Raw genomic sequence first — 13,769 nt, forward strand, 5'->3', positions numbered from 1 at the left:
GTTAAATGATGCAACAGCATAATTATAAAAAGAACTTGATGATGTCAGGCAGCGCAAAAGGAGTACTTTTTGGTGCAGTGACGGTGGTGATGTTAGCCATCATCGGTTCTTTTTTTGTACCCCAGCCATGGCTGCCCTGGCTTGATAATCTGCACTGGACCGCCAGCAGTGGCGCATCCCTGGTCCTGGCCTGGATAGGTTACCGCCAGGCATACCCAGAACAGCGTGAGCCGCGCCGCTGGTTCTTGCTGGGCATAGGCTCTTACTTTGTGGGACAGCTGTGCTGGGACATACAGTCCGCCATCGGCTGGAATCCATTTCCCGCACCTGCTGACTTCTTCTATCTGATGCTGGGGCCCTGCTGCATCCTGGGCCTGCTCAGCGCACTCAAGCTGCATCTTTCCCATGCAAAACTCACCGCCGCCAAACTGGACATGGCGGTGATGACCATTGCCGTCATTGGCCTCATTCTGCTTATTTATCTGGGGCGCCCGTCAGATAGCAATGCCCTGCAACTGCTGGTGCTGGTATTTTATCCGGCAGGCTTGCTCAGTGCTGCCTGCTTTGCGCTCTTGCTGGTGCCGTTTTTGCGGTTGCGCTTGCAGTGGGGCTGGCTATTGTTGCTCGGCGGGCTGGCATTGGAGGGCGGCATCTGGATGCAATGGAATCTGAATGTCATCGACCAGGTAAACATAGACGGCTCCCTGCTCAACCATGTTTTTTCCGCTTCTGATTTGCTGCTCGGCCTTGGCGCCATGCACTGGATGGCAACGTCATCGTCCAATCACACCTACATCCGTATCTGCCAGGGCATACAACGCGCGATTCCGTTGATGGCCATGCTGATCGCGATCAGCACCATTTATTTCATGATGATGGATACGACAACGCCTATCGCCAAATCCATTGCCCTGGGTTCCTGCCTGAGCATCATCGCGCTGGCCATGGTCAGGCAGAGCATTCTTCTTGCAGAAAGTGAGCGCCTGCTGACAGCTGAGCAGTTGATAGAAGAGGGGCAAATGCGCTACCAGCATCTGGCGCATCATGACATTCTCACTGGCCTGCCCAATCGCCTGCTTTTTCAGGACAGGCTGACCCATGCTCTGGCCTTGAGTGCGCGCAACAATAATCGGGTAGGCATGCTGTTTATCGATATCGACCACTTCAAGAATATCAATGACAGTCTGGGCCATGTGATAGGGGACGAGCTACTGGTCGCGATCGTGGAGCGCCTGAAACTCCGCATACGCGAACAGGATACGTTTGCGCGCCTGGGCGGCGATGAGTTCGTACTGCTGATCGAGCAATTACAAAATGCCAGCGAAGCCGCCACCATTGCCAGCAATCTGCTGGAAGCGCTCAAAACCCCGTTTCACCTCAGCGGCAATTGTGAGGTTGTCATCAGTGCCAGCATCGGCATCAGCGTATGTCCGGAAGACACCCAGGATGCCACCCAGTTGATACGCAATGCCGACTCCGCCATGTACCGCGCCAAGGATACGGGCCGTAACCGCTATCAGTTTTACACCGAGGAACTGACACAACGCGCGCAGGAAAGGCTGATGACAGAAAGCCGCCTGCGACAGGCCATACGCGACAAAGCCTTTGTCTTGCATTACCAGCCCATCTACTCCAAAGGGGAAGATGGCGGAGCTCCCTCCATTTTCAGCTGCGAATGTCTGATCCGCTGGCAACAGGATGATGGCAGCCTGATTTACCCTGATCTGTTTATTCCCTGCGCAGAAGAAACCGGATTGATTATCCCCATAGGGGAATGGGTACTGGACCATGCCTGCGCTCAGCTTGCCGAGTGGGATACCCGGCTGCCGGACAACACGCTCAGCATGGCGGTGAATATCTCGGCCCGGCATTTTTGCGATGCGAATTTCGTGATGACCGTGCATGAGGTATTGAAACGCCATGCCATTGCACCAGGGCGACTGATCATCGAGATTACGGAAAACGCGGTGATGGACAGAATGGATATCGCCATTCCCACGCTGGAAACGCTGGTTAGAACCGGCGTACGCATCGCACTGGATGACTTTGGCACCGGTCACTCATCGCTAGCCAAGCTGAAAACCCTGCCCATTCATGCGCTTAAAATTGATCGCGAATTTGTGAAGGATATCCCTGACAGTACGGATGATATGCAGCTTGCCGCCAGTATTATCCGCATGGCACAGGGTCTGCATCTGCAAACCGTGGCCGAGGGAGTGGAGACGCAGGAGCAGTATGATTTTCTGGCACAGGCAGGTTGCGACAAATTTCAGGGCTACCTGCTGTCACGACCGGTGACGGCAGAAAAGATTTACACCCTGCTTGCCGCCTCTGCAGAACTGGCGACAGCCTGAGTAATACCGCCAGCACTCACATCCGGCCGATCAACCTGATTCAGGGAAGGCCGACATCCTGGGCAGACAAGGGCCCGTATACCAGCTCATCCATTCCCCAGAAGCCGCCGGTTGCATCGAGGTAATAGGCTCCGCCGTCTTCATCCTGATACAGGGTAAATACATACACCTTGCTGTTGTAATACTTGCCCGGCTCCTGATACACCGGACGCAAGGCTTTTTTCTCACGCATGCGCTTCCAGTCCTGCTTGTCGATGGCAGGCAGTGGCAGCAGAGAGTTGCTGTCTGCCCCGAAAAACGTCTGGTAACGCTGATTGAATGCCGCCTGAACTGCGGCTGCGTCCACCGCCGCGGCACTCATGACATGCATTGCCAGAGATGCTGACAGCACCCAGACTGAGATGGATTTAAGCCGCATTGTTACCGTTTGCCTCTGCCGCACTGGCATCGGTAATTTCACGTATCTCGGGCTCTTCCAGCAAGGCTTCCGCGCCAATCACCTGATTGCGACCGCTGTGCTTGGCCTTGTAGAGCGCGGCATCAGCACGCGGGACGATGGTTTCCGGCCCCTCGCCCGGTAGCCGTTCGGCGACCCCGGCGCTAAAGGTGATCAGCACACGCTCGTTGCGATGCATGAAGAAGTTTTTGGTGAGATCCCGCTGTACGCGCTTCATGATGTCCATGGCCTCATCCTGCTTGGTACTGGGCAGTATGATGATGAACTCCTCGCCACCATAGCGCGCCAGCACATCGGTATTGCGCAGCGAGTATTTAACGATGCGCACCAGATGGATCAAGGCCTGGTCGCCAGTCGCATGACCCAGGTTATCGTTGAGCTGCTTGAAGTGGTCGATATCCATCATGGCGATGCTGAGCGGCGTACCATGCCGGTCGGCCCGTGCAAATTCGCGCTCCATGGCTTCATCCATGCCGCGGCGGTTGAGTGTGCCGGTGAGGTAGTCTTCATGCGCCACTTCGCTGATATGGTCCAGACGGCGCGTCAGCTCATCAATCAGCTTCTCAGCCTCGTCAGCGCGTTGCTGCGCATCCACCAGCGCATCCTTGGAACGCTGTATGCTCAGGCCTATGCTGCGGGTATCGTTGAGCAGGCTGTCGATCACCGAGTTGAGTTCCACCAGATCTTCGGTCGACGTAATGCGGTCGCGATAGCCATTCAGCTTGTTCTGGTACTCACCGGTATCGGTGTCCATCTCAGCCAGTCTGTCCACAAAGATTTCGGCCATCCGCTTCAGCGAGTCCTTGGCTTCAATCAGGCGTGGCTTGATCTGCCCCTGCTTGTACAGCAACTCTTTCAAGCTGCTTTCGGCGTCATAGAGCCGGGTAAGATCCAGCGGTTTTTCGAGGATATCCTGCACGATTTTGGTCTGCCCATGCAGCCATTTATCCTCCAGCACCAGCTCACCCATGCTGTTGTTCAGCAGTCGCAATAACTGCAACAAGGCTTCATGCAGACGGTTCTGCTGATCGCCATGCATCTCCAGGGTAAACAGCACGCTCTTCAATTCTTCGGCAATACGCTTGATCTGGGTTTCATTGGTGGCGGCATTGATATCCTTGACCAGCTGTTTGGCCTTGGCTTCCGGCTCGGGCAGGGAATGCAGTTGCGGAATCAGCACCAGCTCCATGGTACGCACCAGCATCTCACGCCAATATTCGGCGGGCTTTTTGCCATACAGCGACTTGCTGGGAGCAGGGGTGGGCGTTTCGCCTATGGTTTCCGCTTCGCCTTCCAGCACCTGCGGCCCATCACCCGGTACATGATCGGCCACCGAACCCTGGCCCCATGAATTGACCAGGGATTGAATCTTTTGCGGCAAGACATCGGGATCACTGCCGAAGTTGGTCAGCACCCGGTTAAGGCCTTCCTTCTTGCGCGTCAGGGTGACGCCCTTGTGGCTGACTTCCAGCTGCTTCAGCAGGTTGCGGATGACCACGGGCCAGCTGGTTTCATCGCCACCTGCTGCGCCCAAGGGCAATAGCTTGATGAGCTGGTCTTCCAGCCTGGACCAGTCTTTTTTCTCGATGAGCGTAGCGATGGATTGGGCGGCGGCAATGTACTTGGGGCGTTGCTTGCCCGCGTCGTGCAGAACCTTGTCCAGCACATGGGCCAGTTCCAGGGTTTCATTGGTGGATACGACGCCGGCAATCTCGTCATAAACCGTGCGGAAATTATCCGGCGTAGGCGGGACTTTGCGCGAGGCAAGCTGCATCAATGCCTGCCTGGCAATCTCGATGGGGGTCGGTTTTTCTTGCATACTGGCTCGCGCTTAGCTCCATGGCCGATGCCGCAGCACCGGAGTTTCAAACAGCATTCTGGCTTTTGTCAGCATACGCTACCACAACTGTGTTAAATGACGTAAACAGAGCCGCCATTTAACGCCTGTTCATGCATGGGCAGCTTATTTGGCGCGAAAGGTAACCACCAGCACGTCACGATAGGCAGGATGCGCCGGATCGATCTGCTCGACTGGCGTCACGCCATGCATGCAGCGCCTGTCGTTGACGATGGCGCTATCCAGTGGCTTGGTCAGGGTAAAGCTGTCCAGGGTTTTGTGCTCAAGATCATGCATGGTGGTGGTGCCGCTGGAAATATTCACGCGCTTCACCATCATGACCAGCACAAAATCGACACCATCCCGATGTATGCCTTCGGGGGTTGGTTTGCCATGCAGCTCAGCACTGGCTTCAATACGGAATTGATGGCATTCGATATGCCAGGCCTTGTCAGGCAGCATGCGGCTGAACATCTTGCGACAGAAGCGCAGGATGTTACGCATGCTGTTACCCTGCATGATGTGCGCTGGTATGGGCTCAAATTCGCGCGCAACACCGCCATTGAGCGGGTTGTAGTCCAGGCTCTGGTAATGCGGCTGATGCGGCTCGAGCACAATGTCACCACCTTGCGCTGGCGCACTGAGAGTGGCATAGCGACGGCGGCGATATCGTCCACCATCGGCCATATATTGATCCAGCGGCATGGCTTCCCAGCTGGCAGCAAAAGCAGGCCAATCACTCAGGGCATCCTCGGCCTGCGCCAGCAACCACGCTTGCATGGCCTCGCCTGCCACAAAACTGAAGCCCGCCCGGGCTATATTGTCCAACAGTTCGGATTGTCGCAGTAAGGGTGCCACGCGGTATCGCTATCTATGAAATCATGAAAGATAAGCATCTTAGCCGCTTGCAGAGGCAATCTCAACGTTGGCAGAGGCGGATTGGGGTGGTTTGAATAATATACTTGACGAACATAACTAAATAACTAATTATTTAGTTATGAAAACCATCTTGCAGATTCCATCTGAATGGGCAGATACCTCGAAACTGTTCATCGCCCTGGGCGATGAACAGCGCCAGCGCATACTGCTGGCCTTTGAGCCCGATGAGCGCCTCAATATCGGCCAGATCGTGGCTGCCTCGACCTTGAGCCGCACCGCGGTGAGCCACCATCTGCGCGTACTACGCGAAGCAGGCGCGCTGCAAAGCGAGAAAATCGGCAAGGAAGTGTTTTTCCATATTAATAAAAAGATGATGACGGAAGCGCTTGAGGGCGTGCTGGCTTACATCAAGACTACGATCTGAAGGGAGATTTCATGCTGGCCAAGGTATTAAAACTGCTGTGCGGAATAGTATTCCGGGTTGAAGTGCGGGGCAGGCAACATCTGCCGTCGCAAGACCAGGAACAGCAAAAGCTGCTGATTGTGGCTAACCACGAATCGTTTCTTGATGGCCTGCTGCTCGGGCTGTTTTTGCCATTGAGGGCGACCTTTGTGGTGCATACCACCGTATTGCAGAGCCCGCTGTTCCGGCTGATTCTGCGCATGGTGCCGCATCTGGCGGTCGACCCCAGCAATCCACTCGCCATGAAGAAAATCATCCGCCTGCTGGAGGCAGGGGAGAACGTGGTGATTTTCCCCGAAGGCCGCATCACCCTGACCGGCAGCCTGATGAAAGTGTATGACGGCCCGGGCTTCGTCGCCGCCAAAACCGGCGCCACCATCCTGCCAGTACGCGTGGATGGCGCCGCCCGCAGTTACTTCAGCCGCCTTTCCGGTGGCAATTATCCACGCCAGCTTTTCCCCAAGGTATCGCTCACCATTTTGCCAACCACGCATCTCCCTATGCCAGAAGCCGCCAACGCCAGAGCCCGCCGCAAGCTGGCTGGCGAGGGCATGCGCGACATCATGCAGGATATGCTGTTCAAGTCGCGCCCGGTCAAAACCTTGTTTGGCTCGCTGCTGGATGCCATTTCCATTCATGGCCGCCGCACGCGGCTGGTGGAAGACATGCAGCAGATTGAAGAGTCGTATGGCGATCTTTTGAAAAAAAGCCTGGCGCTGGGGCGCCTGAGCGCCAAGATCACCAGCCCTGGTGAAACCGTAGGCGTGCTGATGCCGAATGTGACCAATACCATCTGCCTTATCTTTGGTATGAGCGCCTTCAGGCGCGTGCCCGCCATGCTGAATTACACGGCGGGCAGCTCGGGGCTGCAGAATGCCATCATCGCCGGTAATATCCGCACCGTCATCTCCTCACGCAAATTCATCTCCGCCGCCAAGCTGGAGGAGACGGTAGCAGGTTTGGAAAATGTGCATCTGGTCTATCTGGAGGATTTGCTACCCAGCCTGAGCGGTTGGGACAAGCTGTGGCTGATAGGCTTTGCACTGTGGTTGCCGCGACTGGCCGTGCCGCATGCCAACCCCCACGATCCGGCTGTGGTGCTGTTCACTTCGGGTTCAGAGGGCAAGCCCAAGGGCGTGGTGCATTCGCATCACAGCATCCTGTCCAATATTGCCCAGATTGCCGCCATCATCGATTTCTCGCCTGCCGATAAATTCATGATGGCACTGCCGCTGTTCCATGCCTTTGGCTTTACCTGCGGTGCCATCATGCCGCTGGTCACGGGCAGCAAGCTGTTTGTCTACCCATCCCCGCTGCATTACCGCGTGATTCCGGAAGTGATTTACGACCGTGGCTGCACGGTGCTGTTCGGCACCAGTACCTTTCTGGGCAACTATGCCAAATTCGCGCATCCCTATGACTTCTACCGCTTGCGCTATGTAGTCGCTGGCGCAGAAAAACTGAATGAAGAAGTCCGCAAAGTCTGGGCCGATAAATTCGGCATTCGCATTCTGGAAGGGTATGGCGCCACCGAGTGCGCGCCCGTGCTGGCGGTCAATACGCCCATGGCAAACCAGACCGGTAGCGTGGGCCGCATGCTGCCCGGCATGGAAACCCGGCTGGAAAGCATCCCTGGCATAGAGCAAGGCGGGCGCCTACTGGTGCGCGGCCCCAACGTCATGCTGGGCTATTACCTGTATGACCAGCCAGGCGTGCTGCAAACACCCGCGGATGGCTGGTATGACACCGGCGATGTGGTGGATATTGATGCCCAGGGGTTTATCCGCATTCTGGGTCGGGTAAAGCGCTTTGCCAAAATTGCCGGCGAGATGGTGTCGCTGGAAACCGTGGAGGCCCTGGCACATGCAGCCTCGCCCGAACATCAGCATGCCGCCAGCACACAGCCGGATGCGCAGCGTGGTGAAAACATCGTGCTGTTCAGCACCGATAGCAGCTTGAGCCGCGATAGCCTGCAGGCCGCAGCCCGCAAGCTGGGGAGTCCGGATCTGGCGGTGCCGAAAAAAATCATTACCGTGGAAGCCCTGCCTTTGCTGGGGACAGGCAAAACCGATTACGTGACATTGCGCACCATGGCAGCCGAAGCATGAGCCGAATAAGCCTGCGACCAGCAATAAAGCCCCATTCTTTGTCGATGCGGGCTTAACTCAGCCTTAACAATTTAAGCCATCCATTCAAGCCAACCATAAAAATCAGGGAGTTTGCATGCATTCCACCTCAACCCCATCGGCGATTCCCGCTCGCGGCATGACTGCCGTCCTCATCGCCCAGTTTATTTCTGCCCTGGCGGATAACGCCTTGCTGTTCGCCGCGATTGCGCTGCTTAAATCGCAATCTGCTCCGGGCTGGCAGCTGCCCTTGCTGCAGGAGTTTTTTGTCGTGGCGTTTATCGTGCTCGCCCCTTTCGTCGGTCCACTGGCCGATGCGTTGCCCAAAGGCCGCGTGATGCTGATTGCCAATGGCATGAAGTTCATCGGTGCGGCTGCCATGCTGTGCGGCCTGCACCCCTTGCTGGCTTATGGCATGGTCGGGCTGGGTGCTGCCGCCTATTCCCCAGCCAAATACGGCATCCTCAGCGAGTTGGTCGGGCCCCAACATCTGGTCAAAGCCAATAGCATGATGGAAGGCTCCACCATCGTCGCCATTCTGCTGGGCGCCGTATTGGGCGGCTGGCTGGCAGATCACTCCGTCAACGGAGCGCTGGCCGCCATTGCTGCCTGTTATCTGGTCGCGGCCGTCGCCAACCTCTTCATTCCACGCCTGCCTGCCGCCCATGCCCTGAGCCGGGTATCGCTGCCGGCATTGGTCAGGGATTTTGTCATCGCCACCAGCACGCTACTGAAAAATCCGGACGCGCGCTTTTCACTCATTGGTACTAGCATCTTCTGGGGCGCAGGCAGCACCCTGCGCTTTCTGCTGGTGGCCTGGGTGCCAGTGGCGCTAGGCATTGCCGATCTCAGCACTCCCGCCAACCTGAGTGGCGGTGTCGCCATCGGCATCGCGCTGGGCGCATTTGCCGCCGCCCGCTATGTACAGCTGCATTCGGTGAATCGTGCCTTGCCCGCTGGCGTGCTGATCGGCTTACTGATTGTGGGCTTTGCCTATGTGTCCAATCTTTACCTGGCGATAGCCGCGCTGATACTGATAGGCGCTTGCGGTGGTTTTTATGTGGTGCCGCTGAATGCCCTGCTGCAAGAACGTGGACACGCCACGGTAGGGGCAGGGCATGCCATTGCCGTGCAAAACCTGTTTGAAAATATCTGCATGCTGCTGATGGTAGGCCTGTATACCATCCTGGAAAAAGAAGGTATGCCTGCCATCCATTCCACCGTAGCCGTGGGTCTGGTGGTCTTTGCCGCGATTGGCCTGCTTGCAGCGCAACGACTGTGGCAAAAAAAGTAGGCGCTGTCTGACAGCGATTTCAGCCACGCGCTGAATGTTGAACGGCAGAGGTCCCGTTACATTGAGCGGGTGTAAATACCCCCTCAATTCGCGACTGGAGAATAAATCATGAATAAAATCGTCAGTATCCTCTGCCTCTGTTCCTTCATGCTGTTGACCGCCTGCAATACCATGAGCGGTGCCGGCAAAGACATTCAGAAGGGCGGCGAAGCCCTGGAAAACTCTGCAGACAAGAACAAAGGCTACTAACCCTCCACGTGCATCATGAGGGGATTCTCATGAAAATCATGAGCTCCATTTCATGACTAACACAATGCAAGCCGTTCTACAGGAGCGTACAGTTTGTCTCACGTTAGAAGCATGTGAGTGCATCGGACGAAAACTAAACGAAAGGAGAAACGACTATGTGGACCAAGCCAGAAGCTACCGAAATGCGTTTCGGTTTTGAAGTAACCATGTACGTTTGCAATCGTTAATATTAACGTTGCGATCACATGAACGGGAGCCAAGTGCTCCCGTTTTTATTTGCATGACGTACATCTGCCTGCCTTAACAGCCTGCTGACCAACACTCTTTGCAGCGATAGGAAAACCTCCCTGTTGCCCTCTGCAATCTCCCCCCATCTTCGCTTTGCCGCTAAAATGCCTGAGCAGCATCCCACAATCTCAGGAGATTAAGCATGAACCCTTGCAACCGTTGGCTCACCTTTGCTGGACGAGTATTGCTGTCACTGATTTTCATCATTAGCGGCCTGGGTAAAGTCGCCGCGCCCGATGCCACCATAGGCTATATCAGCAGCGTAGGGGCGCCGTTTCCCGAGGTGGCTTATGCGATCGCCCTGGTGGTAGAGCTGGGCCTGGGCCTGGCATTGCTGTTGGGCTTCAAGGCAAAGTTTGCCGCAGCAGGTATCGCCATTTTTACGCTGGCGGCAGCCTTGCTGTTTCATACGGATTTCAGCAATCAGATACAGCTGGTGATGTTCATGAAAAACTTCACTATCATTGGCGGTTTGCTGCTGATCGTGGCTTATGGCGCGGGTGGCTTCAGCCTGGATAATCGCAAGTAAGCCTCATTCATTTTTTATAAGTAACGCCGCAGGACACGGTCATGACAACGCTATTTATTTCACATGGTGCGCCTACCCTCGCAATGGAACCGGGGAAGACCGGTGAGATGTTGCATCAGCTAGGCTTATCATTGCCGCGTCCGCGGGCGATTCTGGTGGTATCGGCACATTGGGATACGCCAGAGCCGCGCGTCAGCTTTGTCCAGCAACCGGAGACCCTGCATGACTTCAGTGGTTTCCCCAAAGCCATGTATGACATGCATTATCCGGCACCTGGCTGCCCGCCATTGGCAGAAAAAGTGGTGGAGTTGCTGACGGCGGCCCAATTCAACATCCAGCGCGACCCCAAACGCGGACTCGACCATGGCGCCTGGGTGCCATTGATGCTGATGTACCCCGATGCCGATATCCCGGTAACCCAGCTTTCCATCCAGGGCCACCGCGATCCTGCCAGCCACTACCGCATGGGGCAGGCGCTGGTATCGCTGCAGGATAGCGGCGTCATGCTGCTATGCTCAGGGGCCATCACCCACAACCTGCGCCATCTGTTTGAAGTGCAGCGCACCACCAGCTCGCTGGCCTATGTCACGGAGTTTGCCAACTGGGTGGGGGATAAGATTATCGACAAGAACGACGAGGCTCTGCTGAATTATCGTGCGCAGTCGATCAATGGCGTACTGGCGCATCCGGAAGAAGATCACATCCTGCCGCTGTTTGTGGCGCTGGGTGCGGCACGAGGCCCCGCGGTACGTTATCAACCCGAGCACACCTATGGGTTTCTGGCGATGGATGCTTACGCCTGGGCGGCGTAGCCAGAAAACACACCGCAAAAAAACAAAGCCGCTTAAAAGCGGCTTTTTGATTAATCCGACTAATTAAAGTGCTGGAGCCGCCGTTGGCAATGGGAAGCCATGCGGCAACAATACCCAGATTTTACCGCGCTGTTTCATGGCACCCGCTTGCCGCCCCGCATCATTGCCCGCTCCCCAGAAAAAGTCAGCACGCACGCCACCTTTGATGGCACCGCCCGTGTCTTGCGCCATCATCAGGCGATTAAGCGGCTTGCTGCTGTTGGGGTAAGTGGTAGACAGGAAGACCGGCGCGCCCAGTGGCACAAAGCGCGGGTCTATCGCCACCGCACGCTCGGCCAGGATAGGCACACCCAAGGCGCCCAGCGGACCGGGCAGGCCCGGTGGCAATTCACGGAAAAAGACATAACTGGGGTTGCTGTTGAGCAGCTCGCGCAACTTGTCAGGATTGTTGCTCGCCCAGTTTTTGATGCCCTGCATGGACGCCTTGTCCGCGGTCAATTCTCCACGCTGTATCAAGAGCTTGCCTATGGATTGGTAGGGGAAGCCATTCTGGTCGGCATAGCCCACATGCACCTGCTCGCCATTGTCCAGGCGTATCACGCCTGAGCCCTGAATCTGCAGGAAAAACAGTTCGACAATATCGTCCACCCAGAACAGCTCGCGCCCCCGCAAGGGGCCCTGCGGGGATTCAATCTCGCCGCGGTCATAATAGGGAATCAGCTTGGTACCCACCACGCGGCCACGTACGCGCTTGTTGGCAAGCTCGGGGAACAGGCTCGTCAACTCTACCGTAATCAGATCGTCCGGCCGACTGTAAAGCGGATAGCGATAGGCGGCTGTCGGCAGGCGGCTGCCTCGCAACAAGGGCTGGTAGTAGCCGGTAATCAGGCCTTCCTCGGTGCCATCCACATTGGTGGTCTGGTAGACATCAAAGTAGGTTTGCAAGTAACTGCGGATGCTGGCCTGATCGGGATTCACCATGTTCTGGGCAGCGGCGCAGGCAGCTTGCCAGGGCTGGCGTGTTTTCAGGGTGGAGCAACTCTGCAGCCAGGCAGGCCAGGCTTGCACGAGGTTGTCCTGCTCAAGCGCACTTAATGCATCCCAGCTGGAAGGCTTCAGCAGGCCGTAATCTGGAATCTTGGGCGCTGTTGGTTTTTCCGGGGCGGGCTTGGGCTCTTCCGGCAAAGGAATCGGCAATGCGGGGCAATCGCACGCAGGCTTGGGACTGGGCTGAGCAGGCTTTTGCGGCTGGCTGCCGCAGGCGGTCAGCAATAAAGCCAGTAAAACAATCAAACGAGCATGCATGCGTAAACCTTAATGCAGAACGCGGGGGGTGGAAAGGGTAAAGGCGGGAATCTCGGCTTCGAATTCGGTGCCGTCTTCCGCCACCAGCTGATAGCTACCACGCATGAATCCGACCGAGGTACGCAGCACGGTGCCACTGGTGTACTGGAATTGCTGACCAGGTTTCAGCGTCGGCTGTTCGCCCACCACGCCCGGGCCACGCACTTCCTGGACCGACTCATCGGCATCGGTAATGACCCAGTGCCGGCTGATGAGCTGGGCGGTTTCGGTGCCGGTATTGATAATGGTCACCGTGTAGGCAAAGGCATAGCGTGGTTCGGCTTCATCGGACTGATCCGGCAAGTAGGCACTCACCACGCTGACGGTAAACTGGTAACGGCGGGATGACTCCACGCTTATCCAATCATGCCGGTGGTAGGGGAGCTGGGCGTCGCCGAGTAAAGTTTTTTCGGCATGCGCCCGGCCAGATAAGCTTCACGCCCGGCTTCCACGGCTTTTTTCATGGCACTCGCCATCAATACTGGATTGTGCGCACCGGCAATCGCGGTGTTCATCAGAATGCCCTGGCAGCCCAGCTCCATGGCAATGGCTGCGTCCGATGCCGTACCCACACCCGCATCCACCAGCACGGGCACCTTGGCGTTTTCAATGATGATCTGCAGATTCCAGGGATTGAGGATACCCATGCCAGAGCCAATCAGCGAGGCCAGTGGCATGACTGCACAGCAACCGATTTCTTCGAGCTGCTTGGCGATGATGGGATCATCCGAGGTGTAGACCATGACGTCAAAGCCTTCTTTCACCAGGGTCTCGGCAGCCTTCAGGGTTTCAACGACATTGGGATACAGCGTGGTCGGGTCGCCCAGTACTTCCAGCTTGACCAGTTTGTGGCCATCCAGCAGCTCGCGCGCCAGGCGTAAGGTACGCACTGCATCGTCCGCCGAGTAACAGCCGGCGGTATTCGGCAGGTAAGTGAATTCTTCCGGCGGCAAGTATTCCAGCAGGGAAGGTTCGCCAGCATGCTGGCCGATATTGGTACGGCGGATCGCCACAGTGATGATTTCGGCACCGCTGGCATCAATCGCCGCACGGGTTTCGGTAAAGTCCTTGTACTTGCCTGTGCCCACCAGCAGTCGTGACTGATAAGCCTTGCCAGCAATATTAAGTGTATCCATA

The 13,769-nt window shown here is 56.4% G+C and carries 14 protein-coding genes; 8 read left to right on the top strand and 6 right to left on the bottom strand.

Annotated elements, in window-relative coordinates:
• The first annotated feature begins 89 nt into the window (after positions 1-89).
• Positions 90-2,354, top strand: coding sequence for a bifunctional diguanylate cyclase/phosphodiesterase (locus tag MPQ_RS13215; RefSeq protein ID WP_238525320.1), 2,265 nt, complete (start codon positions 90-92; stop codon positions 2,352-2,354).
• Between the two features lie 40 nt (positions 2,355-2,394).
• On the opposite strand, the gene MPQ_RS13220 is transcribed toward MPQ_RS13215, so the two are convergent.
• From MPQ_RS13220 to MPQ_RS13230, 3 genes are all read right to left on the bottom strand, one after another.
• Entirely contained in the window at positions 2,395-2,715 is a 321-nt protein-coding gene (locus MPQ_RS13220; protein ID WP_013443473.1) for a hypothetical protein, read from the bottom strand.
• Between the two features lie 46 nt (positions 2,716-2,761).
• On the bottom strand, positions 2,762-4,630 hold the full coding sequence (locus tag MPQ_RS13225) for a GGDEF domain-containing protein (protein ID WP_013443474.1): 1,869 nt from the start codon (positions 4,628-4,630) through the stop codon (positions 2,762-2,764).
• Between the two features lie 144 nt (positions 4,631-4,774).
• A complete protein-coding gene (locus MPQ_RS13230) occupies positions 4,775-5,506 on the bottom strand; it encodes a 2OG-Fe dioxygenase family protein (protein WP_041362458.1) in 732 nt (243 codons plus the stop codon).
• Between the two features lie 139 nt (positions 5,507-5,645).
• Between MPQ_RS13230 and MPQ_RS13235 the strand changes: the two genes are divergently transcribed.
• From MPQ_RS13235 to MPQ_RS13260, 7 genes are all read left to right on the top strand, one after another.
• Complete coding sequence (locus MPQ_RS13235) at positions 5,646-5,951, top strand: helix-turn-helix transcriptional regulator (protein WP_013443476.1); 306 nt, start codon at positions 5,646-5,648, stop codon at positions 5,949-5,951.
• A gap of 11 nt (positions 5,952-5,962) precedes the next feature.
• Entirely contained in the window at positions 5,963-8,098 is a 2,136-nt protein-coding gene (gene aas / locus MPQ_RS13240; RefSeq protein ID WP_013443477.1) for a bifunctional acyl-ACP--phospholipid O-acyltransferase/long-chain-fatty-acid--ACP ligase, read from the top strand.
• Between the two features lie 115 nt (positions 8,099-8,213).
• On the top strand, positions 8,214-9,410 hold the full coding sequence (lplT, locus tag MPQ_RS13245; RefSeq protein WP_013443478.1) for a lysophospholipid transporter LplT: 1,197 nt from the start codon (positions 8,214-8,216) through the stop codon (positions 9,408-9,410).
• A 108-nt stretch (positions 9,411-9,518) separates the two neighbouring features.
• A complete protein-coding gene (locus MPQ_RS13775) occupies positions 9,519-9,659 on the top strand; it encodes an entericidin A/B family lipoprotein (protein WP_013443479.1) in 141 nt (46 codons plus the stop codon).
• 155 nt (positions 9,660-9,814) lie between these two features.
• Positions 9,815-9,886, top strand: a complete 72-nt coding sequence (pqqA, locus tag MPQ_RS13780; RefSeq protein ID WP_013440845.1) for a pyrroloquinoline quinone precursor peptide PqqA — start codon at positions 9,815-9,817, stop codon at positions 9,884-9,886.
• 203 nt (positions 9,887-10,089) lie between these two features.
• Positions 10,090-10,476, top strand: a complete 387-nt coding sequence (locus tag MPQ_RS13255; RefSeq protein ID WP_013443480.1) for a DoxX family protein — start codon at positions 10,090-10,092, stop codon at positions 10,474-10,476.
• Between the two features lie 41 nt (positions 10,477-10,517).
• A complete protein-coding gene (locus tag MPQ_RS13260) occupies positions 10,518-11,288 on the top strand; it encodes a class III extradiol ring-cleavage dioxygenase (RefSeq protein ID WP_041362460.1) in 771 nt (256 codons plus the stop codon).
• Positions 11,289-11,351: 63 nt separating this feature from the next.
• Here the strand turns inward: MPQ_RS13260 and MPQ_RS13265 are convergent, their stop codons facing one another.
• Genes MPQ_RS13265 through MPQ_RS13275 form a run of 3 tightly spaced genes read right to left on the bottom strand, consistent with a single transcriptional unit; the run spans position 11,352 to position 13,768 of the window.
• Positions 11,352-12,593: a murein transglycosylase A gene (locus tag MPQ_RS13265; protein ID WP_013443482.1), complete on the bottom strand. Its 1,242-nt coding sequence runs from the start codon at positions 12,591-12,593 to the stop codon at positions 11,352-11,354.
• Between the two features lie 9 nt (positions 12,594-12,602).
• Positions 12,603-12,986 carry a Co2+/Mg2+ efflux protein ApaG gene (gene apaG / locus MPQ_RS13270; RefSeq protein ID WP_013443483.1) on the bottom strand — a complete coding sequence of 128 codons (384 nt, stop codon included), beginning with the start codon at positions 12,984-12,986 and terminating at the stop codon, positions 12,603-12,605.
• A gap of 2 nt (positions 12,987-12,988) precedes the next feature.
• Positions 12,989-13,768, bottom strand: a complete 780-nt coding sequence (locus tag MPQ_RS13275; protein ID WP_013443484.1) for a thiazole synthase — start codon at positions 13,766-13,768, stop codon at positions 12,989-12,991.
• Position 13,769 lies beyond the last annotated feature (1 nt).

Source organism: Methylovorus sp. MP688, assembly GCF_000183115.1.
Classification (GTDB): Bacteria; Pseudomonadota; Gammaproteobacteria; order Burkholderiales; family Methylophilaceae; genus Methylovorus; species Methylovorus glucosotrophus.